Here is a 25,868-nt window from a genome sequence, read left to right on the forward strand (position 1 = left end):
CGGAAGATGCCGCGTTGCCGACACCCTCCGGTCCCCGAGTCCGCCGCCCGCCAGCCCTGGCGGAGCGACCGGAGGAGATCAGAAGCGATAACCGACCTTGAGGCCGTAGATGCGAGGCTCGCCCGGAAAGTCGCTTAGGGTCGAACCAAGCGCGAGAACCGTGCGGCGATAGTCCTTCTTCGTTACGTTGGTCACATAGGCGGTGATCCGGAAGTCGCCGATCTCATAGGCGGCTCGAAGGTCGAGCAGGCCGTAGGACGGTTCCTTCGAAAGGCTGACAGCGCCGCCGTAAATGGGATCGGCCTCGCCGGGTTCGTGATAGAATTTGGCGAGCATCGCATAGTCGGCACGCAAGGTCAGGCCGCTGTCGTCGCCGATCGGAATGCGCCATTCGCCGCCGACATTGATGCTGTGCTTGGGCGCACGCACCAGCGCCCTGCCCGAGAAATCGGTCGCCGCGGTCGGCGGGACGCCTGCCGCGTTGGTGAAGTAGGAATCATATTTGGCGTCGAGATACCCATAGGTCACGCTGAGGTCGAAATTGTCGCTCGGACGAAGCAGCAGTTCGACGTCGGCGCCATAGATCTTCGACGCTGCGGCATTGCTGATCAGGCTCGCCGCCGCACCGCCGCCAAGGTCGACGATGCGCGAGACCTGCAGGTCCTTATAGTCGTAGTGAAAGGCCGCGACGTTGAAGCGAAGGCGACGATCGAGCCACTCGGACTTGAAGCCGACTTCATAGGTCGTGATGTCCTCGGGCTGGAACAGGACATTCGCCTGCGCCGCGGAGAAAGGCACATATTGGAAGCCGCCGCTCTTGAAGCCGGTCGAGAAGCTCGCATAGATGCTGGCGTCGGGGCTGAACTTGTAGGTCGCGACGACGCGCGGATCGAAGCTTTCATAGGTTGCACTGTTGTCGACCGCGAACGGCACCGCGATGAGCGGCACGCCGGGACGGGTATTGAGCCCCTGTTGCACCGCACGCTTTTCGTCGCGCGTGTAGCGGCCGCCGAGCGTCACCTCGAACTTGTCGCCGAGATGGATCGTCGCCTGTCCGAAGATGGCATAGCTGTCGATCTCATAATCCGAGATCGCGGTGCTGACCTGCGGCCCGCCGGGAGTCCCCGCCGGGTTGGGCGGGCTGGGAAGCGGAATTCCCGCGACGACGCTATCGTTGCCCAGACGGAATTCGTCGCGCCGCGAGCTGCGATCGCGATAGTAGAAGGCGCCGATAATCCAGTCGAGCGCGCCATCGAACGAGGCCGGTCCGCTCGGATCCGACGTGATGCGGATTTCCTGTGTGAACTGCCTCGAGCGCTCGTTGCTGAGCTGGTTGATCACGTCCAGCGAGGAACCCTCGAGGTCGCGGCCGTCGGAGATGCGGAGCTTCTTGAGCGCGCTGATCGAGGTGATCGTCGCAAAGCCCGCGTCATATTCCACGCGTCCGATATAGCTTTCGGTCTTGCGATCGAGATAGGGATCGAACGACCAATAGCCCTCATTGCCGCCGGTGTAGGCGATCGGCGTTCGCCCTGCCCGTCCGAGGAAGACGGCAAAGGGATTGGCGGGGGTCGTGACACCGGCCAGCGAACGCGCCGGACCGCTGCCGCGGTTGAAACCTGCAAAGGCGGCCTTGTCGCCGTCGCGCGACAGTTCCGCGGTGAGATCGATCGTGAACTCGTCGCTCGGCGCGAACTTCAGGCGGGCGCGGCCGCCCCAATTGTCGATGCCCTGGAACTTGTTCCCGGTCGTGAGGTTCGTCTGATAGCCATCGCGCTCGGCCTTCCAGCCGGCGACGCGGAACATCAGCTTGTCGCTCGCGATCGGGCCGCCCACGGCGCCGAACAGGCTGTAGCCGTCGAAGTTGCTGATGCCCGCTTCGGCTTCGCCCGTGAAGTGATCCGTCGGGCCTTTGGTAATCACGTTTATTGCACCCGCAATCGTGTTGCGGCCATAAAGTGTGCCCTGCGGACCGCGCAGGACCTCGATGCGTTCGATATCGCGAAGCGAGCCGAACGACCCCGAAGCGCGGCCGGCATAGACGTCGTCGATGAACACGCCGACCGAGCTTTCCGAGCCGGGATCGAAGGAGCGCGTACCGATGCCGCGAATATAAAGCTGCGGCCGTGCCGCGCCGAAAGACCCAAAATAGAAAGACGGAACGCGCGGGGCGATGTTCTCAAGGCTGAGAATTCCGAGCTTTTCTACCTGCTGGCCGCCAAATGCGGTAATCGCGACCGGGATATCCTGAACCCGTTCCTCGCGGCGCTGGGCCGTGACCAGGATCTCGCCGGAGTAGGCATCTTCCTGTGCGGCAGGCGCTTCGGGCGCCGCGGCATCCTGTGCCATGGCGGCGTGCAGCGGCGCCATCAGGGCCGCTCCGGACAAAAGGATTCTGAGTGCAGTCGCCTTCATGATCAACCCTCCCAAGTTGGCCGCAGTCTGTTGCTGTCGGCATTGATTATCGAATCTATGTAAACCAGTTTATATTTTCTGAGTCAAGGTTATCCTTCCAACATGGAAGTTTTGGCGACCGATTGGTAAATGTGGTCGAGGGCGGCCGGATCCTCGATCGTGGCGGGCACGGCGACGGTCTCGCCATTGGCAATTGCACGGATCGTTGCACGCAGCGTCTTGCCCGAGCGCGTCTTGGGCAGCGCCTTCACGACATGGACCGATTTGAACGCCGCCACGGGGCCAAGCTCGTCGCGAACCCGCGCCACCACTTCGCGCGCGACCAGCGCGTCGGCCGCCTTCACGCCGGCCTTGAGGACGACGAAGCCAAGGGGAACCATTCCCTTGATGGCGTCGTTGGCCCCGATCACCGCGCATTCGGCAACCGCGGGATGCGCGGCGACAATCTGCTCGATCGAGCCGGTCGAGAGGCGGTGGCCCGCGACATTGATGATATCGTCGATCCGGCTCATGACGTGGACGAAGCCGTCTTCGTCGACCAGTCCCGCATCGCCGGTCGTATAATAGCCCCGATGCTGGCTGAGATAGGCGTCCTGGAAATGGGCATGGCGCTGCCAGAGCGTCGGAAAGCAGCCGGGCGGGAGCGGCAGCCTGAGGACGATGTCGCCGACCTCGCCCGTCGGGAGGCAGTTGTCCTCGGCATCGAGGATTTCGAAACCATAGCCTGGAATGGGATGGCCCGCGCTTCCATGGCGCGTGCGCGTGTCGCCGAGGCCGATACAGGTTCCAAGCGCGGGCCAGCCGAGCTCGGTTTGCCACCAATGGTCGATGACAGGCACGCCGAGCATCGCCTCGGCCCAGCCGAGCGTATCGGGGTCGGCGCGTTCGCCCGCGAGGAAGAGCGCGCGCAAGCGGCCGGTTCCCTTCTCGGTCAGCAACCGCCCTTCGGGATCGTCGCGCTTCACCGCACGGATCGCGGTCGGGGCGGTGAAGAAAACATCGACGTCATGGTCGCGGATCACACGCCAGAAGGCACCCGCATCGGGTGTTCCAACGGGTTTGCCCTCATACATCACGCTGGTGCAGCCGTGGATGAGCGGGCCATAGACGATATAGCTGTGGCCGACGGCCCAGCCGATGTCGGAGCCCGCCCAAAAGGTCTCGTCGCGGCCGACGCCGTAAATATTGGGAACCGACCACGCCATGGCGACCGCATGTCCGCCATTGTCGTGGACGACGCCCTTGGCGATGCCGGTCGTTCCCGAAGTATAGAGAATATAGAGCGGATGATCGGAGGGCACCGCAACGCAGCCCGCCGGTTCGGCGCCTGCCACCGCGTCCGCCCAGTCGAGATCGCGCCCCGCGACAAGCGAGGCGGCAAGCTCGGGGCGTTGAAGGACGATCGTGCGCGGCACCTTGTGCGCGGCGAGATCGATCGCCGCGTCGAGCAGCGGCTTGTAAGCGACGATCCGGCCAGGCTCGAGCCCGCACGATGCGGTGAGCACGAGGCGAGGCTGGGCGTCGTCGATGCGCTTGGCGAGCTCGTTCGAGGCGAAGCCGCCGAACACCACCGAGTGAACCGCGCCGATGCGCGCGCAGGCCAGCATCGCGAACACCGCCTCGGGCACCATCGGCATATAGATGATGACGCGATCGCCGGGCGCGACGCCCTCGGCCGCGATCATTCCCGCGACGCGAGCGACCTCGCGCTGAAGGTCGGCGTAGCTGTACCGCGTAACCTTACCCGTCATCGCGCTATCGTGAATGAGCGCGATCCGGTCGCCGCGGCCCGCCGCGACATGCCGGTCTACCGCATTATGACAGGTGTTGAGGCGCCCGTCGGGGAACCAGGTCCAGATGCCGTCGTCCTGCGCGTCCGCTGCCCGTGTCGGCGCCTGCTCCCAGTCTATCGCCTTTGCCGCTTCCATCCAGAAAGCCGCAGGATCGCCGATGCTCGCGGCATAGACCGACGCGTAGGTCACAGCGCCTCTCCTGTCAGATGGTGCCACATCCGCTCGACGACGCCGCCCGACCAGATTTGCCGCGCGTCGATCTCCTCGGGCGAAAGCCGTGCCACCTCTTCGTCGAGACCCATGCTGCGGACCGACTGCTCGACACGCGCCGCATCCTCGAGGAACCAGCCGAGGGTCACCGCCTGCGGCAGGTCTGCGCCGGCGACGACCGCGCCATTGCCGCGCATGACGAGCGCGGGCGCATCCCCAAGCCTGTCCGCGAGCGCTGCCGCCGCCGCGTCGTCGCGCAGCAGTCGCGGATCGTTCCAGAGCGGGAGCCGTCCGAAATAGGCGCCGATGCCGTGACGCGGGACGGGAACAAGGCCCGCCACCGAGAGCGCCATCAGCGCGGGCGGCATGATCCGGCAAACACCACCCACCTCGGGGCGACGCCGATAGATTTCCCGGTGGATGCGCACCTCGCCGAGAACGCCGTCGGGCAGCGGCCCATCGAGCGGCACGACCGTACCCGGCTCGTCCGTGATACGCCCCATCGGGAGCGGCGCGCAGACGAGAAAGCTGCCCTCGTCGACGCGAGCGCTGCAATGACCGAAAGCATGGACGAGCCCAGCCGAAGCGAGCGCCCGGGCAGCGAGCCGGACCTGCGCGTCGAGGCCGGCCGGTACCGTCATTTGCTGGTCCGGACCATGTCGAGTGCGACATCGACGATCATGTCTTCCTGCCCCCCGACCATCTTGCGGCGGCCGAGTTCGACAAGGATCGCGCGGGTATCGAGGCCGTGGTCGGCAGCCGCCTTTTCCGCATGGCGTAGAAACGACGAATAGACCCCCGCATAACCAAGCGTCAGCGTCTCGCGGTCGACGCGGACCGGCCGATCCTGCAGCGGGCGGACGAGATCCTCGGCGGCGTCCATCAGCGCATAAAGATCGCAGCCATGGTTCCAGCCATGGACGTCGGCGGCGGCGATGAAGACTTCGAGCGGCGCATTGCCCGCGCCTGCCCCCATGCCCGCGAGCGACGCGTCGACGCGGACCGCGCCGCCTTGCACCGCGACGATACTGTTGGCGACGCCGAGCGAAAGATTGTGGTGCGCGTGGACGCCGCGCTGCGTCTCGGGCCTGAGTACCCGGTCATAGGCCGCGAGCCGCGCGGCATATTGGGCCATCGTCATCGCGCCGCCGCTGTCGGTGACATAGACGCAGTGCGCGCCGTAGCTTTCCATGAGGAGCGCTTGGCTCGCGAGCGCGTCGGGCTCGGACATATGGCTCATCATCAGGAAGCCCGAGACGTCCATGCCGAGGGTCCGCGCTGCCTCGATATGCTGCTTCGACACATCGGCCTCGGTGCAATGGGTCGCGATCCGCACCGAGCGGACGCCCAGATCATAAGCGCGCTTCAGATCGTGAACGGTGCCGATGCCGGGCAACAGCAAGGTCGTCAGCACGCTATGTTCGAGCACCTCGGCCACCGCGCCGATCCACTCCCAATCGGTGTGGGCGCCAAAACCATAGTTGAAGCTCGAGCCCTGCAAGCCGTCGCCGTGAGCGACCTCGATCGCGTCGACCTTGGCGCGGTCGAGGGCGCGCGCGATCGCCTTCACATGGTCGAGGCCATATTGGTGGCGGATCGCGTGCATGCCGTCGCGCAGCGTGACGTCCTGAATGTAGAGCTTGGTCGTGGCGGGATCGAAGGTCATGCCGCAGCCTCCGCATGCATCTGCGCCGCAATCCGCTCGGCGGTACGCAAGGCCGCCGAAGTCATGATGTCGAGATTGCCGGCATAAGCCGGCAGATAGTGCGCCGCGCCCTCGACCTCGAGGAAGACGCTGACCTTGAGGCCGGTAAAGCTTCCGCCCATTTCGGGGATGCGCAGCGGCGCGTTGCTGCCGATGCTCTCGAACTGCACCGCCTGCTTCAATCGATAGCCCGGGACATAGGCCTGAACCTCCGCCACCATCGCCTCGATGCTCGCGGCGATCGCCGCGCGGTCACCATCGTCGCACAGGCAGTAGACGGTATCGCGCATGATCAGCGGCGGCTCGGCGGGGTTGAGGACGATGATCGCCTTGCCGCGCGTCGCGCCGCCGACATCGACGATTGCCTGGCTGGTCGTTTCGGTAAATTCGTCGATATTGGCCCGGGTACCCGGACCCGCGCTTTTCGAGGCAATCGAGGCGACGATCTCGCCATAATGGACTTTCGCCACGCGATTCACCGCCGCGACGATCGGGATCGTCGCCTGCCCGCCGCAGGTCACCATATTGACGTTCGGCGCGGCAAGATGCGCATCGCCGTTGACCGGCGGAATCACATAGGGACCGATCGCCGCCGGGGTCAGGTCGACAACGCGCTTGCCATGGGCGATCAGCCGCTCGCTGTGCCGTTTGTGCGCGCCCGCCGAGGTCGCATCGAACACGATTTCGATATCCGCAAAAGCCGGCATTGCGACCAGCCCTTCGAGCCCGTCGGCGGTGATCGGTACCCCCAGGCGCTCGGCGCGCTTCAGCCCGTCGCTCTCGGGATCGATCCCGACGAAGGCTCCCATCTCCAAAACGTCGGACAGGCGCATGATCTTGATCATCAGGTCGGTGCCGATATTGCCCGAGCCGATGATGGCGACCTTGGTTTTCGCCATCACATCAGGCCCGGTAGGTGAAGCTGCAGCTGCCGATCCCGGCAATGCGCGCTTCGACATGATCACCGGACGTGAGCGCGACCATCGGCCCGAGCGCGCCGGCGAGCAATATATCGCCCGCTTTCAGCGGCTCGCCTCTCCCGGCCAATGTCTGCGCCAGCCACGCAGCGGCGTTCAGCGGGTTGCCGAGCGCCGCGGCGCCCACCCCGGTCGAGGCGGTCTTGCCGCCGACATCCATTTCCATCGCCGCGCCCTCAAGGTCGAGCCCGGCGAGCGGCAATCCTTGATCAGCCAGTACGAAGAAAGCCGAGGAGCCATTGTCCGCCACCGTATCGGCAAAGCTGATCTTCCAGTCGGCGATGCGGCTGTCGACGATCTCGATCGCAGCATGCACGCTCGCGACGGCCGCGGCGACCTGCTCCACGGTCGTTGCCGGGTCCGGCAGGTCGGCACCCAGTACGAAGGCAATCTCGGCTTCGGCTTTCGGCTGCAGCGTCTTCGCGGGATCGAGCGTGCCGCCGTCGGCGATGCGCATATCGTCGAACAGCACCCCGAAATCGGGCTGGTCTACGCCGAGCTGTGCTTGCACCGCCTCCGCGGTCAGTCCCGCCTTGCGGCCGACGATGCGGCGCCCCTGCGCTTCCCAATAGCGCGTGTTGATCGTCTGCACCGCATAGGCGCCGTCGGCGTCGGCCGGATCGAGCGCATCGCGCAGCGGCGGGACAGCGCCGCCTGCATAGGCTTCGCGCAGCCGCGCGGCGGTGTCGTGATGGCTCGGCATCGTCCCTCTTCCCGTCTGCGGCGTTTGTTCACCGATTGACTAATTGCGACTCATGTTACATACCAAGTGCACGGTTTGTAAAGAGCCCAAGAGCTCGAAAGGGATGAGGAATGGAACAGAGCCTGCGGCCGGTTGTCGACGAAACACGCGGAATCTACCGCGTTCCGCGCCGCGCCTTTGTCGATCCGGGCGTGTTCGAGCGCGAATGCCGCGCCATTTTCGATAAATGCTGGCTCTATCTCGGCCATGCGTCCGAGCTTCCGAACCCGGGCGACTACGTGACGCGCAAGGTCGCCGGCCGCCCGATGCTCTTCACCCGCGACAAGGATGATCAATATCATGCGCTGATCAACGTCTGCCCGCATCGCGGCGCGGTCGTATGCCGCGAGCGCAAGGGCTCGTCGCCCGCCTTCCAGTGCATGTATCATGGCTGGGTGTTCGCCAATACAGGTCGGCTGATGGTCGTGCCCGGGCATGCCGGCTATCCCGCCGACTATAAGGACGACCCGGGCAAGCAGCTCAGCCACGCGCCCCGCTTCGACCGCTTCGGCGACTTTTTCTTCGTGAGCTTCGCTGCCGACGGCGAAGACCTCGCGACCTATCTCGCAGGCGCCGGCGACTATCTGAAGCTCGTCTCCGAGCAATCGTCAAAGGGCATGACGATCGTCGGCGGGACGCAGGAATATTCAATCCGCGGCAACTGGAAGCTGCTCGCCGAGAACAGCGTCGACGGCTATCATGCCGCGAGCACCCACTCGACCTATCTCGAATATCTCAAGAACGCGAACGGCTCGACGCACGACACGCGCCTCGCCGGGTTCGGGCACGACCTCGGCAACGGCCACGCGGTCATCGAGTATTTCGCGCCCTGGGGGCGGCCGATCGCCAACTGGATCCCGCTCTGGGGCGAGGAAGGCAAACGCGAGATCGAGGCGATCCAGCAGGATCTGACCGCGCGCCTCGGGCAGGAGCGCGCCGAGCGGATCGCGAAGCAGAGCCGCAACATGATCATCTTCCCCAATCTCGTCATCAACGACGTGATGGCGATCACGGTGCGCACCTTTTGGCCGACCGCGCCCGACTATATGGAGGTCAATGCCTGGGCGCTCGCTCCTGCCGAGGAGTCCGAGTGGCTGCGCAAATTCCGCCTGTTCAACTTCACCGAGTTCCTCGGACCCGGCGGTTTTGCCACCCCCGACGACGTCGAGGCGATCGAGAAGTGCCAGACCGGCTACCAGGCGGCACGCGAGGCGCAATATAATGATATCTCGCGCGGCATGCTGCGCGAAGGCGGGTCGGCCTATGACGACGAGCTCCAGATGCGCTGCTTCTGGAACGAGTGGGATCGCCGCATCCAGGAGCATGGCGCATGACCCGCGAGGCCGAGATCGACGCGATGCTCCTCCAGCACCGCGTGCAGAGCTTCCTCTTCCACGAGGCCGACCTGCTCGACCGGTGGCAGCTCAACGAATGGGAAGCGCTCTTCGCCGATGAGGCGAGTTATCTCGTGCCCCCGACCGACGTCGATGGCGACTTCGCCGACCCGAGCAAGTCGCTTTTCTACATTTTCGACGACCGGACCCGCATTCATGAGCGCGTCGTGCGTCTCGAGAAGAAAGGCGCTCACAGCGAGTTCCCGCGATCGAAGACCCGCCACCTCGTCAGCAATGTCCGGGCATCGGCGAACGGCGACACGATCGAGGCGACCGCCTCCTTCGCGGTCTGGCGGTCGAAGGATGGGAACACCGATATCTTTGTCGGTCATTATGCGTACAAGCTCGTCGAGATCGACAGCGCACTGCGCATCGCCGAGAAGAAATGCGTACTCGATACGGACGCGCTCCGGCCGCACGCCCGCATCAGCATCTTGCTCTAGGATGACGATATGACCGCACCCTTCCGCTACCGGCGCCTGTCCTACGTCGCGCTCGACGTCTCCGACCTCGAACAATCGCTCGGCTTCTACCGCGATCTCGTCGGCCTCACCGTCGACCGCCGCGACGGCGATACCGCCTTTCTTCGCTGCAGCGAGCTGCCGCAAAACCTCGTGCTGCGCGAGGGCGATACGCCGGGCCTCGCGCGCGCGGCGTTCGAACTCGAAAGCCAGGCCGATCTCGATCGCGCCTATACCTATCTCGACGACGAGGGCTTCGCGCCCGAATGGCTGACTTCCGAGGAAGCGGGCGAGCTGAAGGTCGGGGCGGCACTCCGCTTCAGGGAGCCCGGCTGCGGGCTGCATTTCGAGTTTCACGTCGAGCCCGAACTGCAGGATGATTTCGAGGCCGGTCACACCGCGATCGCGCGTCTCGGCCATGTCGTGCTCAACGTCGCCGACTTCGCCACGGTAGAAGGCTCGCTCGTCGGCAAGCTCAACTTCCTGATTTCGGACCATGTGCCGGGGAAGATCGCCTTCCTGCGCGCCTTCCCCAACAAATATCATCACAGCTTCGCGATCCTGACCGGCCCGTCGGACGGCTATAATCACGTCAATTTCATGGTCTCGGACATCGACGACGTCGGGCGCGCGATCAACCGGATGAAGAAGGCCGAGGTGCCGATCGTCTTCGGCCCCGGCCGCCACGAACCATCGGGCAGCATCTTCCTCTATTTCCTCGATCCCGACGGCATGACCACCGAATATAGCTTCGGCATGGAGGAGTTTGCAGAAGAGGGCGCGCGGCCGCCGCGCGAACTCGAAGCGAAACCCGAGGTGCTCGACACCTGGGGCAGCATTCCCGACCCGCGCTTCGGCAAGGGCGGCGCGATCCTCGCCCATGCGTGAGTCCCTTCATGAAGGCCGGGTTGCGATCGTCACCGGCGCCGGGCGCGGCATCGGGCTCGCGATTGCGCGGCGCCTCGAGGCCGACGGCGCGCGCGTCATGTTCGCCGACCTCGACGAGAGCGCCGCGCGCGAAGCCGCGGGCGAGAGGGGCGGCGCCTTCTGGGGCGACCTTTCCAACGAAAAGACGGCCAAACAGCTTATCGTCAAAACCGTCGAGACGCTCGGCGCACCCGCAATCCTCGTGAACAATGCCGGGGGCGGTATCCTCCGGCCCTTTCTCGAGCATACGCCCGATACGCTCCGCGCGACGATCGACCGCAATCTCTGGACCGCGATCTGGTGCTGTTGGCATGCATTGCCGCACATGAAGGCGGCTGGCTGGGGGCGCGTGATCAACATCGGCGCCGACAGCGTCCGCAACGGACTCTTCGACCATGCCGGTTACAATGCGGCGAAGGGCGGCATGCACGGCATGACTACCGGGCTCGCCCGCGAGTTCGCGAAGGACGGCATCACCGTCAACACCGTCGCGCCCTGCGCGGTCGTGACCCCGCAATATCGCGAGATCGAGAAGAACAATCCCGATCTTATCGCAAAGGTGGTGAGCGTGATCCCGATGGGCCGCGCCGGTACCGAGGAAGAAGTCGCCAGCATGGTCGCCTATCTGGCGCGCGACGAGGCCGGTTTTGTGACCGGCCAGATCGTCAGCGTCAATGGCGGCACCACGATGCTCTGAGCGTTCGCGCTCCAACTCAGGGACAATACAGCATGACCAACCCCGAAATCGGCCAGTCGATCGTCGCGAACGGCATTCGCACCAATTATATCGAAGCCGGAGATCCGTCGCTTCCGGCGCTCGTCCTCATTCATGGTTCCGGACCCGGCGTGACCGCCTTCGCCAACTGGAACGGCGTCATCCCGGCACTCAGCGAGCATTTTCATGTTCTCGCCCCCGACATGGTCGGTTTCGGCTACACCGAAGTGCCCGAAGAGGTGACCGACTTCACGCTCGACTTCTGGGTCGATCATATCGTCGGCTTCCTCGACGCACTCGGCATCGAACAGGCGAGCTTCATCGGCAACAGCTATGGCGGCGCCTTGAGCCTCGCCGTCGCCGCCCGCCACCCCGAGCGTGTCCGCCGCTTCGCGTTGATGGGCGCGGCGGGCCTCAAGTTCGAAATGTCGAAAGGCCTGCTCGACGTCTGGGGCTATGAGCCTTCCGAGGCGAATATGCGCAAGCTTATGGAAACCTTCGCCTATAATCCGGGCCTCGTCACCGACGCGATCGTGCTCTCGCGCCACAATGCGAGCATTCGCCCGGGCTCGCACGAGGCCTTTTCGCGCCTTTTCCCTGAGCCGCGGCAGGCGAAGCTCGACCGGCTGGCGACGCGTGAAGAGGATATCCGCAAGATCGAAGCCCCTGCCCTCATCATCCATGGCCGCGAAGATGTGATCGTTCCCGTTGACGTGGCCTATCGTTTCTCGGCATTGCTGCCCCATTCGGAGCTGCATGTGTTTGGGGAATGCGGGCATTGGACACAGATCGAGAAGAAGGATCGGTTCGTCGAGGTGGTGATCCCGTTCCTCACGGCAGCGTGAAGCGTCCACGGCGCTCGCAGGGCGAACGCTCGGAGGAAATGCGCGAGCGGGTCGCGCATGCGACGTTCGAGGTGATTGCCGCGCGCGGCTTTTCGGGACTGCGAACCGCCGCGGTCGCCGAACAGGCGGGCGTCAGCCAGGGCGCCCTCCTCCATCATTTCGAGACCAAGCATGGCCTGACGCTGGCGACCGTCGAATATGCCTTCGCGCGCGCCTCGGCCAAGACCGAAGATATCATCGAGGCGGGCCTCGCCAAGGGTGAAGACCCGATCGATCTGATGCTCGACGATTTCCGGCTCTATTTCTTCAACGATGATTTCTGGGTCTCGCTCGACATCACGATCAACGCATCGAAGGATCCCGAGCTCAAGGGCGGCATACGCGAAATCGTGCCGCGCTACCGCCTCGGCGTCTATCGCCGCTGGGTCGGCATCCTATCGGAAAATGGGTGGTCGACCGGTGACGCCGAAGAGATTGTGCGCATGAGCGCGGCGCTCACCACCGGGCTCGGGATCCGCACGCTGTTCGACGATGTCGACGCCTATCTCGGCCCGACGATCGAACGATGGCGCAAGATGGTCGACGCCACCTGGCCGAGGCAGAAGGCCTAGCGGGCTTCGGCGACCACCGGATTTTCGATCGCGCCGACGCCATCGATCTCGCAGCGCACGACGTCGCCGACCTTCAGGAAGACGGGCGGATCCTTGGCGATCCCGACCCCTTCGGGCGTGCCGGTCGCAATGAGATCGCCGGGTTCGAGCGTGAAGGCGGTCGAGAGATATTCGATCTGCTCATCGATATTGTGGAGCATCATGCGGGTATTCGATGACTGGCGCTCCTCGCCGTTCACGAAGCAGCGGATGGGCAAGTCGTGCGGGTCGGAAATCTCGTCGGCGGTCACGATCCACGGACCGATCGGGCCGTGGGTGTCGAAGGATTTGCCCATCGTCATCGTCTGCGAGTGGAATTGCCAGTCGCGCGTCGAGATGTCGTTGGCGACAAAATAGCCGAAAATATAAGACCGCGCATCGGCGGCGGACACATGCTTCGTGGCCTTGCCGATCACGACGCCAAGCTCTGCTTCATAATCGACCTGGTCCGACACGTCGGGCTTCACAATGCCATCAAAAGGGCCGGTGATCGACGTCGTCTGCTTGTTGAACCAGAGCTGCTTCTTGGGCTCGGCAATGCCAAGTTTCGCGCCCTCCTCGACATGCTTGCGATAATTCATGCCGATCGCGAGATATTTGCCGGGTCGTTCGATCGGCGCGAGAAGCCGGACCGATGGCAGCGGAACCGACGCCGCGGACGCGGCAAGGTCGGTGATGCGAGCCAGCGCCCCCACGCCCTCCCGCACCACCGACAAGAGATCGAGGAAACCAAGCGGCTCCAGATCTACGACGGTATTGCCGACCACCACGCCTGCGCGCGCGCCAGCACCAGCGTCGAACCGAACCAGCTTCATTTTGCCCTCACCCCTCGATCTCTGATGATCTCATTTACATACCGTGCGCTTGGTATGTCAACGATCGCGCGACAGCGAGCGACAGTTCCGGAGCCCATTCTTCAGCCTCTAAATCTTGGCCGTGAGCTCTGGCACCGCGTTGAACAGATCGGCAACGAGGCCGAAGTCGGCGACCTGGAAGATCGGGGCGTCCTCGTCCTTGTTGATCGCGACGATGGTCTTCGAATCCTTCATACCGGCGAGATGCTGGATAGCGCCCGAGATGCCGATCGCGAAATAGACCTGCGGCGCGACGATCTTGCCGGTCTGGCCGACCTGATAGTCGTTGGGGACATAGCCCGCGTCGACCGCGGCGCGCGACGCGCCGAGCGCGGCGCCGAGCTTGTCGGCGAGCGGCACGATGACTTCTTCATATTTCTCGCTCGAACCGAGCGCACGGCCACCCGACACGATGATCTTCGCCGAAGTGAGTTCAGGGCGGTCCTGCTTGGCGATTTCGGCGCCGACGAAGCTCGAGATGCCGGCATCGCTGCCCGAACCCACCGCTTCGACCGTACCCGAACCGCCCGAGGTCGCGGCCTTGTCGAACGCGGTGCCGCGCACAGTCAGGACCAGCTTGGCATCCGACGATTCGACAGTCGCAATCGCGTTGCCGGCGTAGATCGGACGGGTGAAGGTCTTCGGACCCTCGACCGACAGGATTTCCGAAATCTGCATCACGTCGAGCAGCGCGGCGACGCGCGGCGCGATATTCTTGCCGGTCGTCGTCGCGGGCGCGAGGAACGCATCGTGCGAGGCCATCAACTCGGCGATCAGCGGCGCGACATTTTCGGGCAGATTATGACCGAAGGCGGCGTTATCGGCGACATGCACCTTGCCGACGCCCGCGATCTGCGCGGCTTCCTTGGCGACCGCATCGACGCCCGAACCGGCGACGAGCAGATGAACCTCGCCCAGCTTCGATGCAGCGGTCACGACCGCAAGCGTGGCGTCCTTGACCGACGAGCCATCATGTTCGACCCAAACCAGAGTTTTCATAGCAAACTTCCCTCTATTCCGTTCAGGCTCAGCTGTGGACGCCGATCGCCTTCAGCTTGGCGACCAGATCATCGACATCGGCGACCTTGACACCCGCCGAGCGGACGGGCGGTTCCGAAACCTTGACCGTCTTGACGCGCGGCGCGGTATCGACGCCGTAATCGGCCGGGGTCTTGGTATCGAGCGGCTTCGACTTCGCCTTCATGATGTTCGGCAGCGACGCATAGCGCGGCTCGTTCAGGCGCAGGTCAGTCGTCACGATCGCGGGGAGCTTGAGCTTCACCGTCTCGAGGCCGCCATCGACTTCGCGGGTCACGCTGACATGATCGCCTTCGACATTGACCGCGCTGGCGAAGGTACCCTGCGCCCAGCCGGTCAGCGCTGCGAGCATCTGGCCGGTCTGGTTGTTGTCGCCGTCGATCGCCTGCTTGCCGAGGATCACGAGGCCCGGGCCTTCGGCGTCGGCAATCGCCTTGAAGATCTTCGCGAGCGCGAGCGGTTCGACTTCGTCGTCGGTCTGCACCAGGATCGCGCGGTCGGCGCCCATCGCGAGCGCAGTGCGCAGCGTTTCCTGCGCCTTTACTGGGCCGACGGAAATCGCGATGACCTCGGTCGCGACGCCCTTTTCCTTCAGGCGGATCGCTTCTTCGACACCGATCTCGTCGAACGGGTTCATCGACATTTTGACATTGGCCAGGTCAACGCCGGTGCCGTCGGACTTCACCCGCGGCTTGACGTTATAATCGAGCACCCGCTTTACGGGGACGAGGATTTTCATCGGTCTCTCCCATCCTGTGCGGCTCCACCGCACGAATAGCTCCAAATAGATAAACTGGTTTACCTTTGTCAATCGCTTCCCTAAGCGGGGCGTCAGGAGAGAGGAGAGAGATATGCTCGAACGTGACGGCAGCAGCCTGTTCGGCGAGGAACACCGCGCCTTTCGTGCAACAGTGCGCAAGTTCATCGATCGCGAGTTTTCGCCGCGGCTCCAGGAGTTCGAGGAGGCCGGCAAAGTCGCCCGCGACTTCTGGCTGAAGTGCGGCGAAGCCGGGCTGCTTTGCCCGACAATGCCCGAGGCCTATGGCGGCCTCGGTCTCGACTTCACTTTCAACGCGATCATCAACGAGGAACTCACCTACGCGATGATGGCGGACTCGATCACGCTCCAGACCGACATCACTATGCCCTATATCCTCCATTACGGGAGCGAGGAGCAGAAGGCGCATATTCTGCCCCGCATGCTATCGGGCGAGACAATCGTGGCGATCGCGATGACCGAACCCGGAGCCGGATCCGATCTCCAGGGCGTTCGCACGACGGCGCGTCTCGATGGCTCGGACTATCTCATCAACGGCGCCAAGACCTTCATCACGAACGGTCAGAATGCGGACCTAATCATCACGGTCTGCAAGACCGATCCCGACGCCGGAGCCAAGGGAACATCGCTCCTCCTTGTCGAAGCCGATCTTCCGGGCTTTGCGCGCGGGCGCAACCTCGACAAGGTTGGTCAATGGATGGCCGACACGTCCGAACTATTCTTCAACGACGTCCGTGTTCCCGCGTCAAACCTGCTTGGCCGCGAGAATGGCGGCTTCCTCCACTTGGTGAGCGACCTTCCGCAGGAAAGGCTGACGATCTCGATCACCGCGCAAGCGGCGGCGCAGCGCGCCTTCGACGAAGCGGTCGCTTTCACCCGCGAGCGTAAGGCGTTCGGGAAGAATGTGATCGATTTCCAGAACACGCGGTTCGTTCTCGCCGACATCAAGGCCAAGCTGCAGGTCGGCTGGGCGCATCTCGACTGGGCCATCGCCCGACATGTCGCCGGCGCGTTGACCGCCGATGAAGCCGCCGCGAGCAAATATTGGCACACCGAAATGCAATGGGAGGCATGCGATGCCGCCCTCCAACTGCATGGCGGGTCGGGCTATATGAACGAGTATCCGATCGCGCGTATCTGGCGCGATGCACGCGTCCGCCGAATTTACGGTGGTACGAGCGAGATCATGCGCGAACTGGTCGGCAGGAGCCTCTGAGGGGCTACCGGGAAGATTTTCGGGCCGGGTACCGCCGTTCAGGTGGGGAGCAATTCCTTGAGCGGCCTCTCGGTGTCGGCAAGTTGCTCCACCGTCGCCTTCAGTCCGGCGGTGACGATCATGCGGCCCTGGACATAATCCTTGGTCGCATTCACGCAGTCGATGGCGATCACCCGTCCCGCCTTCAGATAGACGATCGAGAAACTCCGGCTGGCCACATCACCGCGCAAAACGGCCTGGTCATGTCCCGTCGACAGGCCCGCGGTCTGAAGCTTCAGGTCATATTGGTTCGACCAGAACCACGGGATCGCATGATAGGGCGCCTCGTCGCCGACGATGCCCTTGGCGACGACATTCGCCTGGTCGTTCGCATTCTGCACCGATTCCAGCCGGATCACCGCGCCTTCGGCAAAGCCATTCTCGTGCGCGGCGCAATCGCCGATCGCATAGATGTCGGGCAGGCTCGTCTTGCAGTGCCGGTCGACGAGCACGCCGTTGCCGCCCTCGGCGCCTGCCGCGATCAGCGGCTGCGTCGCGGGCACGATGCCGATGCCGACGATCACCAGATCGGCGGGAATGACCTCGCCGTCGGCCAGCCGCACGCCGGTAACATGCGTATCGCCCTCGATCGCCTCGACATTGACGACGAGCCGCAGGTCGACGCCATGATCGCGATGCTCCTTTTCATAGAAGCGCGACAGTTCGGCCCCCGCAACGCGTGCAAGTACACGGTCGAGCGCTTCGAGCAGCACCACCTTCTTGCCCGCCTTGCGGAGCACCGCCGCGGCTTCGAGCCCGATGTAGCCGCCACCGATCACGACGATCTGACCCGCGGTCTCCGACGCCGCCTTCATCGCATCGGCGTCGGCGCGCGTGCGCACGCCCTGCACGCCGGGCAGGTCGCCGCCGGAGATCGGCAGCATGCGCGGGGCTCCGCCGGTCGCCCAGACGAGCTTGCCATAGCCAATCGTCTCGCCGCTTTCGGTCGTGACGCTATGCGCGACCGGATCGACCGAAACGACGCGCTTGCCGAGCAGCATCGTGACCTCGCGCTCGTCCCAATATTTCGCGGGGCGCAGCTGGATGCGTTCGAATTCCTTTTCGCCCGCGAAATATTCCTTGGACAGCGGCGGGCGCTCGTACGGAAGCTCGGGCTCGTCGCCGACGATCGCGATGCTTCCGGTGAACTTCTGCGTGCGCAGCATGATCGCCACCTGTGCGCCACCATGCCCGCCGCCGACGATCAATACGTCGTACCGCACGTTTTCCGTCTCCCTATGCCATTCCGTGGGGCTAGCGGATCCCCCCCTTAAGCGGTCAACAAAGCCGAGTGACAATCCCAAAGTCATTTCAGGATTACCGAGCGCCTGCATGGAAGTAGGCAGCGCATGATCCGACATACGCCAACCGCAACATTTGTTTCGGCCGCCCGGCTTAACCTCTTGCCCTATGGCAACTTAGCTCGGCTCCTCCATCTGAGCATAAGGCAAATCAACCGGGACGACGGCCAGCGCGGCAGGAATATTTTCACGGCCAATCACGACGTCGATCTCTTGCTCATGATGGTAGAGGAACTGCTCCGACCAACACAACGGGATCGAATCGATCCCTCCGTGCGACAGCGCTTGATGCATTCCGGCCAGCGCTTCGAGATCCTCCCCAATGAAGGCTTCGAAAAAGGTCAGCGTATCCTTGTCGAGCTGCTCGTTCGTTTCAGACGCCCCGGTCTTGACGAAAGACACCTCGACCCGGCTTCGCCCGACGCCGATTGGCCACACCATGACGATTGGAAACAGATATTCGGCGAGCGGAAAGGTCGCGTTGGGGAACACATTGTAGCTTCGTTGGCCGCTGCGCGAGATTTCGGCGAGCTTGGCGGCGCGCTGCTCTTCGCTGTCGGTATCTGACTTGAAAAAGGCCGCGCCCATGCCGCTGGTCAGCTCGCCGCGCGATTTGATCACGATAGCGCTGTGGCCGCCGCGGATCATCTGCAATGCCGACGTCTTGGAATCGATCACCTTGTCGATCGTATTCTCATGAACATATTTCGCGTGATAATTTTCCGCAAAATTGTCTTGCACACACTTCCAGTTGCAATCGACCTCGAAGCTGAACCGCTTGTGGAGCCGTAGATCGTCGAGCGGCAGGTCGGCCCATAGAGCGGGAATCTCCGCAAGATATTCGAGCAGTGGCACAGCCGACGTGTCGAAGTTGACGAAGACCAGGCTTCCGAGTTGCTCGCAGCGGATCGGTTTCAATCCGCGCTCGGATTTGTCCATGCCCGCAAAATAATGCTCGTCGGGGACGAAAAGGAGCTTGCCGTCGAGATCATAGGTCCAGCAATGATAAGCGCACCGCAACGCGCGCTCCTTGCCCTCCGGCTGCTTCATCAGCATCGAGCCGCGATGCTGGCACGTGTTGTGAAAGGCACGAAGGACTTCATCCTTGCCGCGCACGACCACCACGGGGGATTCGTTAAGCATATAGGTGCGATAGGTTCCGGGTTCAGCGAATTCGCTCGCGAGGCCGACAAACAGCCAAGTCCTCGGCCAGAGAAACTTCTTCTCCAGATCATAGAATTCATCGCTCGTATAGCGCGCGGCCGGGATATCGGGAAACGCCGGAAAGTTCTCGGGGAAACGGCGTTCACGCATATTGACGGTCGCGGTCTCCCACATGGACTGGATGCGCTCGGGAGTTTCGAGGGTCATTTTGTGCCTATCCTCTCACTGACAGATGCTTCGATTGTAGCGATCGTCCGGCGCGGCACTATCCCCGTCGCGGGGGACCGACGCGGCGCAACCCGTTTGCACCCCAAACTAAGCGATGATCGTCCCGTTCGGCAGGGACTGCGGCGGTCGCGAAGAACGCCTAGCACCGCCCCCGATTGCCTGCGCGGGGCCCGCCGGGCGCGCCTCTCGGAACAAAGGACAGGATTTTGCCCACGATCGTAAACGACGCGGCCGCCGCCATCGAGGGTCTGCTTTTCGACGGCATGACCATCGTTGCGGGCGGGTTTGGGCTTTGCGGTATCCCCGAAAAGCTCATTCTCGCCATAAGGGATGCGAAAGTGCGCGACCTCACGGTGATCTCCAATAACGCCGGTGTCGACGACTTCGGCCTGGGATTGCTGCTGCACACCCGCCAGATCCGCAAAATGATCAGTTCCTATGTCGGCGAAAATAAGGAGTTCGCGCGTCAGTATCTTGCTGGCGAACTGGAGCTCGAGTTCAATCCGCAAGGTACGCTCGCCGAGCGCATACGCGCGGGGGGCGCCGGAATACCCGCCTTCTACACCAAGACGGGGGTCGGAACGCAGGTGGCAGAAGGGAAAGAAGAGCGCATCTTTCATGGCCAAAGATATATTATGGAAACGGGCCTTTTCGCGGACCTCGCGATCGTGAAAGCCTGGAAAGCCGATACCAAAGGCAATCTCCTGTTTCGCAAAACCGCGCGTAACTTCAATCCGATCGCGGCGACTGCCGCTACGATCACTCTGGCAGAAGTTGAATTGATCGTGCCAGCGGGAGAAATCGACCCGGATCAGGTGCATACGCCGGGCATTTACATCGACCGGCTTTTTGCGGGCGAGCATTACGAAAAACCGATCGAGCAGCGAACGACCCGGACGGAGCTGGTATAATGTCATGGACCCGCAACGACATCGCCGCGCGCGCCGCGCGTCAGTTGAAAGATGGCGATTATGTAAATCTGGGGATCGGCGTACCGACGCTCGTACCCAATTTTCTCAAGGCGGGGCTCGAAGTCACCTTCCAGTCGGAGAACGGCATGCTCGGCGTCGGCCCCTTCCCCTTCGAGCATGAAGTCGATGCGGATCTGATCAACGCGGGCAAGCAGACGGTGACCGCACTGCCGGGTTCCGCCTTCGTCAACTCGGCGGAGAGCTTCGCGATGATCCGCGGGGGTCATGTCGACCTGTCGATCCTCGGAGCGCTCGAGGTAGCGGAGAATGGCGACCTTGCGAACTGGACGATTCCCGGCAAGATGGTGAAGGGCATGGGCGGCGCAATGGATCTTGTTGCCGGCGTGCCGCGCATCATCGTTCTCATGGACCATGTCTCCAAAAACGGCGAGCCCAAGTTTCGGGGCTCATGCAGTCTACCGCTGACCGGAGCCGACGTGGTCGACATGATCATCACCGATCTTGCCGCATTCGAGCGGTCCGATCGGGGCGAGACGCTCTTTCGGCTCATCGATATGGCGCCGTCGGTGACACTCGACGAACTCCGCGCCAAGACCGAAGCTCAATTCACGGTCGATTGAATCGAATGTCTGTCATCACCGGCCGTCCTCGTACCGCTCGGCATGCGATAAGGACGGAAGCCGGCACGTCATTCCACCGTCGACGGTGATCGCCTGCCCCGTGACATATGCACCGCCGTCGGACGCGAGGAAAAGAGCGGCAGCGGCAAGGTCCGCAGGCGCGCTGTACCGCCCAAGGACCGTCGCGATATCGAGATAGGCCTTCCCTTCGGCAGTATGCGGCGCCGCGAACCAGTCGCGTGTGATGCCGGTGACGGTGTTTGCCGGATGAATGCAATTGGCGGTCACGCCATCGGGACCGAGTTCGATCGCGAAGCCCTTCATGAGACCCGCCACCGCATGCTTCGACGCAACATAAGCGCCTTGGAGACGAAGGCCGAATTCGGCGCACACTGATCCCGTCGTTATGATGCGCCCGAACCGGCTGCCGCGCAGCAGGGGTACGCATTCGCGCGTAAGGCGAAAAACCGCGTCGACATTGACCGCGAATATGCGCGACCAGCTGGCATCCGTCGTCTCGTGGAGCATGGCGAGTTCACCCGGAATTCCGGCGTTGTTGACAAGAATGTCGAGCCCGCCAAGCTCGCTTTCGGCCATACAAGCAAGCTTGCTTGCCGCCTCCGGCGTTGCGACATCCAGGGCGCGCACCACGATTTCATTACGCCCGGCAAAGGCCGTCTCGAGGCGCGGCGCATCGATATCGACGACGATGACGCGGGCTCCTTCATCCGCGAAGCGCTCGGCGATGGCACGGCCGATCCCGTCTGCCGCGCCGGTCACCAGCGCGCGGCGACCGGCCAGATAGCTCATTGGCTATTCCTCATCATGCACGCCCGGCCGCGGAGAAGTCTGGCTTGCGCTTTTGGGTAAAGGCAGCGACGCCTTCCCGGCCTTCCGACCCTGCGGCTTGCAAGCCCACGTTGCGCGCTTCGGCCTCCATCTGATCCTCGGGAGAAAGTTCGCCGCTGGACAGGAGCAGCCGGCGAATGGCTGCGTGCGCGCCGACTGGGCCGTTTGCCAGCGTCGCCGCGACGGAGCGGCTTTCCAACGGTAGTTCCGCGTCTGGAACCACGCGTGTTACCAGCCCGATCGACACGGCCTCGTCGCTCGATAAGCGGCGGTTGAGCAGGGCCAGCTCCTGACTGCGCCTGAGACCGATTAATCTGGGCAAAAGCCAAGTCGAGGCACCGTCGGGCGAAAAACCGATCCCGGTATAAGCCATGGAAAAGTGCGCCGACATTGCGGTGAGGACGATATCTCCGACCAACGCGAGACCCAGCCCCCCGCCCGCAACCGGCCCGTTGACAGCGACGACGAGGGGCTTTTCCATGTGCAGAAAGGTTGCGATCGCGGCATGGAGCGGCGTCGTGATGCTACCGAGCAATACGCCGACGCTCTCGCCGGCGGCCCCGATGGCCATCACGTCGCCACCCACACAGAAAAAGCGTCCGTTCGCAGTTAGGAGCACGGACCGAACGGTAGGGTCGCTGGCAACCTCGCTTGCCCTCAAGGCCAGTTGCTCCGCCATTGCGACACTGATGGCATTGCCCGTGTCAGGGCTGTCGAGCGTCAGTGTCGCGACCATCCCATCGTCGTCTCTTCGTACTAGCATGACTGTGCTCTCCAAATTGAACTTTACGCCTTGGCTGCGGCAGGGATCGCCGGCGGCGCGCGCCCGGCAATGATATCCGCTGCTTTTTCCCCGATCATGATGGCGGTCGCGTTTGTATTGGTACTGGGAAGCGTCGGCATGACCGACGCATCGGCGACGCGCAGGCCACTTATTCCCCGGACACGGAGCTGTGGATCGAGGACCGCGCCGTCGTCGATCCCCATGCGACACGTGCCCACCGCATGATAGCCAAGCGCGGCTTTCGCGCGGACGAAGTCCGCCCACTCTGCATCGGTCGACGGCATCGGGTTCGGGACGCGGTTGGCCGTCACCAAAGACCGCATGGCCGGTGTCCGGTAAAGTTCGTCGATCAGCTTGCAGCCATCGACAAGCGTCGCGAGGTCGCGCTCGTCTCCAAAAAGCTGGTGGACGATCCTGGGGCGAAGATTCGCGTCGAGCAGGACTTGCCCGCGGGATTTCGGATGGCAGACCGACGCATAAAGCGTGATGATCTGTTCTCTAGGCAGGCCCTTGGCATCCCAGGACGTCGCGTTGGGGTCCATATCATAGCCCAGCGGCATGAAATGAAACTGGATGTTGGGCTCGTCGAGGTCGGCACGCGTTTTTACCAGCCCCATCGCCGGAACGGCGGGGGCCGACAGCGCTCCCGTCCTGTTCCACGCATAACGGAGCAGGTAACCGATGATATCGACCGGTCGCATTCGGCTGTTCATCGTCGGCCGGTTGACATATTTATTCTGGCCGACGCCTGGATGCTCCTGGAGATTGGCGCCGACGCCCGCCGCGTCGATTAGCACTTCGATCCCATGTTCCGCGAGCACCGCGCTCGGGCCGATCCCCGAGCGCATCAACAGAGCGGGCGAACCCATCGCCCCCGCCGAAATAATGACTTCGCGGCGCGCGCGCGCGGAGTGCATTTTGCCGTCCCGGCGGAACGTCACGCCGGTTGCTCGCTTCCCTTCAAAATCAACGCGATCGACTTCCGCCGCGGTGATGATCTGGAGATTGGAACGCGTACGCGCTGGGCGCAGATACGCCTTCTCCGTGCTGCATCGCCACCCGTCCCTCTGCGATCCGTGGGTCAGAAATACGCCTTCCATCCGGCCATCCTGATATTCTCCGAGCGTCGCGATCCCCATCTGATTGCACGCTTCGAGAAATATGTGCGTGAGGGGATGAAATCCGGGCCGCATCGGCGAAACCGACTGAGGGCCATGGGTGCCGTGCGCCTGGTTCGCTTCGCCGGTCCAGCTTTCAGAGCGCAGGAAATACGGGAAAACGTCCGTAAATCCCCAACCGGATGCACCGGCCTGCTCCCAGCGATCATAGTCGCGGCGCGTGCCTCGCACATAAACCATCCCATTGATCGAACTCCCGCCGCCAAGCGCCTTGCCCGCTGACCAGGCGAACGCCCGGTTTCCAATCGTGGGATCCGGCTGCTGCTCGTACAGCCAATCGAACTTGGGATTGCCGATCAACTGCACGACCCCGGCCGGAACCTGCACGAGGAGGGCACGTGCCTCACCGCCCGCCTCGATCAGCAGGACCTGCGACGCGCCATCTTCGCTGAGGCGATTGGCGATGACGGCCCCGGCGCTTCCGCCGCCGACGATGATATAATCCGCCTCAAAGGCTTCGCTGCCGTCCATATCAATCTCCCGTAGGCGCTCGCGCGCGCTGCCGGCGCCGGCTATAAATAGTCCATCAAACCGACGAGGCGTGGATCGGGGCGGCGGCCTCGCGCATCGCGATCCTTTGCTCGCGCAACTGCTGGCGCCGGACCTTGCCGGCATCATCGCGCAATTGCCCGTCGACGAATTCGAAGCTGCGAGGCAGCTTATAGGCCACCAGTCGATCGCGAAGAAAAGTTACCAACATGTCCTGATCGAGCTTGCCGCGCCAACCATCGGTAGGTTGAACGATCGCGTGCACCGAAGCGCCGAAATCTTCGTCGGGCAGGCCGATAACCACGGCGCCCTCAATCCCCGGATGCGCCATCAGTGCACTTTCGACTTCGGCGGGGAAGATGTTGGCGCCGCCCGACACGATCATGTCGGTACGTCGGTCGGCGATGTAGAGAAATCCGTCTTCATCAAGCCAGCCGAAATCGCCGAGCGTCTCGTAACCGTCCGGGGTGCTCCGCGTTTCGGCACCGATATAGGCATAGGTCGAACCACGTCCACCAGCCGGAAGCGCAAAGATTTCACCGACCTCGCCCGCGGGGAGATCGCGGCCCCCGTCATCGACGATGCGTATCTTGTCGAGGTGCGGGCGGCCGACCGAGCCACGATGCGCCAGCCATTCGACGCCGTTCAGGATCGTCGTAACAATACCTTCGGTGCCGCCGTAGAGCTCCCAGATCTTCTCCGGCCCCAGCCAGTCGATCCATGCCTGCTTCAGCTCGGGCGGCATCGGCGCGGCCCAATGCCATACGGTTTCGAGCGACGAGACGTCATAATTCGCACGAACCCCGTCGGGCAGGCGCCAAATGCGCATCATCATCGTCGGCACGAAACTGGTCCATTGGATCGCGAAACGATCGATAAGACGCAACGCTTCCTCGGGATCGAAGCGTGACATGCCGACAATGGAATGCCCTTCGAACAGTGCCTGGATATTCGTCGTCACCGGCATATTGTGGTAGACAGGACCCGTAGCGAGGATCGGTCCCGCCGCAGGAAATCGCAGTGGCGGCTTGCGGTCCGGATCAAGGGCGTTCAGACCCGGCGCGACGATGATCTTCGGCTGGCCCGTTGAGCCGCCCGACGACATGGCTTTCCAGCGCGGCGCAATAACCGGCTCGATCACCGCTGTATCCGCGTGATCGCGGCCGAAATCAGCTGGAGCGGCCGCAAGGCCTTTCCGAAGTGCGGGATCGGCGGCGATGACCATCTTGGGATTCGCCACTGCGACGATTGCTCGCAATTCGGCAAGCGGCAGGCGGTAGGAGACGACGTGCGGGGTCGCACCGATCGTCCATAAGGCAAACATCACTTCGTAAAAATCAGAGCCATTCGGCAGTGCGAGCGTCACAAGATCGCCTTGCGTTACGCCCGATGCGCGCAGCGCGTGGGCGCGCCGCGTTGCGCGGTCGGCAAGTTCGCCCCATGTGACAATGTCGTCGCCATGGCGAATCGCCCAGGCACTCTTGCCATGCCGCGCGGCGCCGCGCCGCGGGATGTCGGCGAGCGGGATCAGAGCCATTTGGAGCCGCGTCCTTCGATCGACATG

At 63.3% G+C, this 25,868-nt stretch carries 24 protein-coding genes; 9 read left to right on the forward strand and 15 right to left on the reverse strand.

Going from position 1 to position 25,868, the window contains the following annotated elements:
• Positions 1–78: 78 nt before the first annotated feature.
• The 6 genes from OVY29_RS10790 to OVY29_RS10815 all read right to left on the reverse strand — a co-directional run bounded on the left by OVY29_RS10790 (position 79) and on the right by OVY29_RS10815 (position 7,803).
• Complete coding sequence (locus tag OVY29_RS10790) at positions 79–2,370, reverse strand: TonB-dependent receptor (RefSeq protein ID WP_313911339.1); 2,292 nt, start codon at positions 2,368–2,370, stop codon at positions 79–81.
• A gap of 134 nt (positions 2,371–2,504) precedes the next feature.
• Positions 2,505–4,397, reverse strand: coding sequence for an AMP-binding protein (locus OVY29_RS10795; RefSeq protein WP_313911340.1), 1,893 nt, complete (start codon positions 4,395–4,397; stop codon positions 2,505–2,507).
• Entirely contained in the window at positions 4,394–5,059 is a 666-nt protein-coding gene (locus tag OVY29_RS10800; RefSeq protein ID WP_313911341.1) for a class II aldolase/adducin family protein, read from the reverse strand. Before OVY29_RS10800 ends, OVY29_RS10795 begins: the two co-directional genes overlap by 4 nt.
• Positions 5,056–6,084 carry a 4-hydroxy-2-oxovalerate aldolase gene (gene dmpG, locus OVY29_RS10805; RefSeq protein WP_313911342.1) on the reverse strand — a complete coding sequence of 343 codons (1,029 nt, stop codon included), beginning with the start codon at positions 6,082–6,084 and terminating at the stop codon, positions 5,056–5,058. The genes OVY29_RS10800 and dmpG overlap by 4 nt, the downstream gene beginning before the upstream one ends.
• Positions 6,081–7,025, reverse strand: coding sequence for an acetaldehyde dehydrogenase (acetylating) (locus OVY29_RS10810; RefSeq protein ID WP_313911343.1), 945 nt, complete (start codon positions 7,023–7,025; stop codon positions 6,081–6,083). The genes dmpG and OVY29_RS10810 overlap by 4 nt, the downstream gene beginning before the upstream one ends.
• A 1-nt stretch (position 7,026) precedes the next feature.
• Positions 7,027–7,803: a fumarylacetoacetate hydrolase family protein gene (locus OVY29_RS10815; RefSeq protein ID WP_313911344.1), complete on the reverse strand. Its 777-nt coding sequence runs from the start codon at positions 7,801–7,803 to the stop codon at positions 7,027–7,029.
• 110 nt (positions 7,804–7,913) lie between these two features.
• Between OVY29_RS10815 and OVY29_RS10820 the strand changes: the two genes are divergently transcribed.
• Genes OVY29_RS10820 through OVY29_RS10845 form a run of 6 tightly spaced genes read left to right on the forward strand, consistent with a single transcriptional unit; the run spans position 7,914 to position 12,795 of the window.
• The gene (locus OVY29_RS10820) at positions 7,914–9,176 is read left to right on the forward strand and encodes an aromatic ring-hydroxylating oxygenase subunit alpha (RefSeq protein WP_167921633.1); all 1,263 of its coding nucleotides are present in this window, start codon (positions 7,914–7,916) and stop codon (positions 9,174–9,176) included.
• Positions 9,173–9,679 (forward strand): aromatic-ring-hydroxylating dioxygenase subunit beta, encoded by a 507-nt coding sequence (locus OVY29_RS10825; protein ID WP_313911345.1) that lies wholly within the window; start codon positions 9,173–9,175, stop codon positions 9,677–9,679. The genes OVY29_RS10820 and OVY29_RS10825 overlap by 4 nt, the downstream gene beginning before the upstream one ends.
• A gap of 9 nt (positions 9,680–9,688) precedes the next feature.
• Complete coding sequence (locus tag OVY29_RS10830) at positions 9,689–10,585, forward strand: VOC family protein (RefSeq protein ID WP_313911346.1); 897 nt, start codon at positions 9,689–9,691, stop codon at positions 10,583–10,585.
• Positions 10,578–11,321, forward strand: a complete 744-nt coding sequence (locus OVY29_RS10835) for an SDR family oxidoreductase (protein ID WP_313911347.1) — start codon at positions 10,578–10,580, stop codon at positions 11,319–11,321. The genes OVY29_RS10830 and OVY29_RS10835 overlap by 8 nt, the downstream gene beginning before the upstream one ends.
• A 32-nt stretch (positions 11,322–11,353) precedes the next feature.
• Positions 11,354–12,184: an alpha/beta fold hydrolase gene (locus tag OVY29_RS10840; RefSeq protein ID WP_313911348.1), complete on the forward strand. Its 831-nt coding sequence runs from the start codon at positions 11,354–11,356 to the stop codon at positions 12,182–12,184.
• Positions 12,181–12,795, forward strand: coding sequence for a TetR/AcrR family transcriptional regulator (locus OVY29_RS10845; RefSeq protein ID WP_313911349.1), 615 nt, complete (start codon positions 12,181–12,183; stop codon positions 12,793–12,795). Before OVY29_RS10840 ends, OVY29_RS10845 begins: the two co-directional genes overlap by 4 nt.
• On the opposite strand, the gene OVY29_RS10850 is transcribed toward OVY29_RS10845, so the two are convergent.
• The 3 genes from OVY29_RS10850 to OVY29_RS10860 all read right to left on the reverse strand — a co-directional run bounded on the left by OVY29_RS10850 (position 12,792) and on the right by OVY29_RS10860 (position 15,465).
• Positions 12,792–13,649 (reverse strand): fumarylacetoacetate hydrolase family protein, encoded by an 858-nt coding sequence (locus OVY29_RS10850; protein ID WP_313911350.1) that lies wholly within the window; start codon positions 13,647–13,649, stop codon positions 12,792–12,794. The two genes, OVY29_RS10845 and OVY29_RS10850, sit on opposite strands and share 4 nt — an antisense overlap.
• A 108-nt stretch (positions 13,650–13,757) precedes the next feature.
• Positions 13,758–14,687 carry an electron transfer flavoprotein subunit alpha/FixB family protein gene (locus OVY29_RS10855; protein WP_313911351.1) on the reverse strand — a complete coding sequence of 310 codons (930 nt, stop codon included), beginning with the start codon at positions 14,685–14,687 and terminating at the stop codon, positions 13,758–13,760.
• A 28-nt stretch (positions 14,688–14,715) separates the two neighbouring features.
• Positions 14,716–15,465, reverse strand: coding sequence for an electron transfer flavoprotein subunit beta/FixA family protein (locus tag OVY29_RS10860; RefSeq protein ID WP_313911352.1), 750 nt, complete (start codon positions 15,463–15,465; stop codon positions 14,716–14,718).
• Positions 15,466–15,577: 112 nt separating this feature from the next.
• Between OVY29_RS10860 and OVY29_RS10865 the strand changes: the two genes are divergently transcribed.
• Positions 15,578–16,720: an acyl-CoA dehydrogenase family protein gene (locus OVY29_RS10865; protein ID WP_313911353.1), complete on the forward strand. Its 1,143-nt coding sequence runs from the start codon at positions 15,578–15,580 to the stop codon at positions 16,718–16,720.
• A 38-nt stretch (positions 16,721–16,758) separates the two neighbouring features.
• Here OVY29_RS10865 and OVY29_RS10870 read toward each other — a convergent pair whose 3' ends face one another.
• Together OVY29_RS10870 and OVY29_RS10875 are read right to left on the reverse strand one after the other, a co-directional pair.
• Entirely contained in the window at positions 16,759–17,982 is a 1,224-nt protein-coding gene (locus OVY29_RS10870; protein WP_313911354.1) for an NAD(P)/FAD-dependent oxidoreductase, read from the reverse strand.
• 195 nt (positions 17,983–18,177) lie between these two features.
• The gene (locus tag OVY29_RS10875; RefSeq protein ID WP_313911355.1) at positions 18,178–19,431 is read right to left on the reverse strand and encodes an aromatic ring-hydroxylating dioxygenase subunit alpha; all 1,254 of its coding nucleotides are present in this window, start codon (positions 19,429–19,431) and stop codon (positions 18,178–18,180) included.
• Positions 19,432–19,658: 227 nt separating this feature from the next.
• Here OVY29_RS10875 and OVY29_RS10880 point away from each other — a divergent pair, with 227 nt between their 5' ends.
• Together OVY29_RS10880 and OVY29_RS10885 are read left to right on the forward strand one after the other, a co-directional pair.
• A complete protein-coding gene (locus OVY29_RS10880; RefSeq protein WP_409581461.1) occupies positions 19,659–20,363 on the forward strand; it encodes a CoA transferase subunit A in 705 nt (234 codons plus the stop codon).
• A complete protein-coding gene (locus OVY29_RS10885) occupies positions 20,363–21,004 on the forward strand; it encodes a 3-oxoacid CoA-transferase subunit B (RefSeq protein WP_313911356.1) in 642 nt (213 codons plus the stop codon). The genes OVY29_RS10880 and OVY29_RS10885 overlap by 1 nt, the downstream gene beginning before the upstream one ends.
• A 15-nt stretch (positions 21,005–21,019) precedes the next feature.
• Here the strand turns inward: OVY29_RS10885 and OVY29_RS10890 are convergent, their stop codons facing one another.
• From OVY29_RS10890 to OVY29_RS10905, 4 genes are read right to left on the reverse strand one after another with little or no spacing between them, the layout of a single operon-like run.
• Complete coding sequence (locus OVY29_RS10890) at positions 21,020–21,814, reverse strand: SDR family NAD(P)-dependent oxidoreductase (protein ID WP_313911357.1); 795 nt, start codon at positions 21,812–21,814, stop codon at positions 21,020–21,022.
• A gap of 13 nt (positions 21,815–21,827) precedes the next feature.
• The gene (locus OVY29_RS10895; RefSeq protein ID WP_313911358.1) at positions 21,828–22,589 is read right to left on the reverse strand and encodes an enoyl-CoA hydratase-related protein; all 762 of its coding nucleotides are present in this window, start codon (positions 22,587–22,589) and stop codon (positions 21,828–21,830) included.
• 50 nt (positions 22,590–22,639) lie between these two features.
• Complete coding sequence (locus OVY29_RS10900) at positions 22,640–24,286, reverse strand: GMC family oxidoreductase (RefSeq protein ID WP_313911359.1); 1,647 nt, start codon at positions 24,284–24,286, stop codon at positions 22,640–22,642.
• 55 nt (positions 24,287–24,341) lie between these two features.
• Positions 24,342–25,841: an AMP-binding protein gene (locus OVY29_RS10905; protein ID WP_313911360.1), complete on the reverse strand. Its 1,500-nt coding sequence runs from the start codon at positions 25,839–25,841 to the stop codon at positions 24,342–24,344.
• Between the last annotated feature and the right edge of the window lie 27 nt (positions 25,842–25,868).

It is taken from the genome of Sphingopyxis sp. SE2 (genome assembly GCF_032227185.1).
GTDB lineage: Bacteria > Pseudomonadota > Alphaproteobacteria > Sphingomonadales > Sphingomonadaceae > Sphingopyxis.

What these genes read in the sequence shown, in the direction of transcription:
- OVY29_RS10790 (WP_313911339.1), bottom strand. Translation starts at nt 2,370, where the DNA reads ATGGCGCCGCTGCACGCCGCCATGGCACAGGATGCCGCGGCGCCCGAA.
- OVY29_RS10800 (WP_313911341.1), bottom strand. Translation starts at nt 5,059, where the DNA reads ATGACGGTACCGGCCGGCCTCGACGCGCAGGTCCGGCTCGCTGCCCGG.
- dmpG (WP_313911342.1), bottom strand. Translation starts at nt 6,084, where the DNA reads ATGACCTTCGATCCCGCCACGACCAAGCTCTACATTCAGGACGTCACG.
- OVY29_RS10815 (WP_313911344.1), bottom strand. Translation starts at nt 7,803, where the DNA reads ATGCCGAGCCATCACGACACCGCCGCGCGGCTGCGCGAAGCCTATGCA.
- OVY29_RS10820 (WP_167921633.1), top strand. Translation starts at nt 7,914, where the DNA reads ATGGAACAGAGCCTGCGGCCGGTTGTCGACGAAACACGCGGAATCTAC.
- OVY29_RS10825 (WP_313911345.1), top strand. Translation starts at nt 9,173, where the DNA reads ATGACCCGCGAGGCCGAGATCGACGCGATGCTCCTCCAGCACCGCGTG.
- OVY29_RS10830 (WP_313911346.1), top strand. Translation starts at nt 9,689, where the DNA reads ATGACCGCACCCTTCCGCTACCGGCGCCTGTCCTACGTCGCGCTCGAC.
- OVY29_RS10835 (WP_313911347.1), top strand. Translation starts at nt 10,578, where the DNA reads ATGCGTGAGTCCCTTCATGAAGGCCGGGTTGCGATCGTCACCGGCGCC.
- OVY29_RS10840 (WP_313911348.1), top strand. Translation starts at nt 11,354, where the DNA reads ATGACCAACCCCGAAATCGGCCAGTCGATCGTCGCGAACGGCATTCGC.
- OVY29_RS10850 (WP_313911350.1), bottom strand. Translation starts at nt 13,649, where the DNA reads ATGAAGCTGGTTCGGTTCGACGCTGGTGCTGGCGCGCGCGCAGGCGTG.
- OVY29_RS10855 (WP_313911351.1), bottom strand. Translation starts at nt 14,687, where the DNA reads ATGAAAACTCTGGTTTGGGTCGAACATGATGGCTCGTCGGTCAAGGAC.
- OVY29_RS10860 (WP_313911352.1), bottom strand. Translation starts at nt 15,465, where the DNA reads ATGAAAATCCTCGTCCCCGTAAAGCGGGTGCTCGATTATAACGTCAAG.
- OVY29_RS10865 (WP_313911353.1), top strand. Translation starts at nt 15,578, where the DNA reads ATGCTCGAACGTGACGGCAGCAGCCTGTTCGGCGAGGAACACCGCGCC.
- OVY29_RS10875 (WP_313911355.1), bottom strand. Translation starts at nt 19,431, where the DNA reads ATGACCCTCGAAACTCCCGAGCGCATCCAGTCCATGTGGGAGACCGCG.
- OVY29_RS10885 (WP_313911356.1), top strand. Translation starts at nt 20,363, where the DNA reads ATGTCATGGACCCGCAACGACATCGCCGCGCGCGCCGCGCGTCAGTTG.
- OVY29_RS10890 (WP_313911357.1), bottom strand. Translation starts at nt 21,814, where the DNA reads ATGAGCTATCTGGCCGGTCGCCGCGCGCTGGTGACCGGCGCGGCAGAC.
- OVY29_RS10895 (WP_313911358.1), bottom strand. Translation starts at nt 22,589, where the DNA reads ATGGTCGCGACACTGACGCTCGACAGCCCTGACACGGGCAATGCCATC.
- OVY29_RS10900 (WP_313911359.1), bottom strand. Translation starts at nt 24,286, where the DNA reads ATGGACGGCAGCGAAGCCTTTGAGGCGGATTATATCATCGTCGGCGGC.
- OVY29_RS10905 (WP_313911360.1), bottom strand. Translation starts at nt 25,841, where the DNA reads ATGGCTCTGATCCCGCTCGCCGACATCCCGCGGCGCGGCGCCGCGCGG.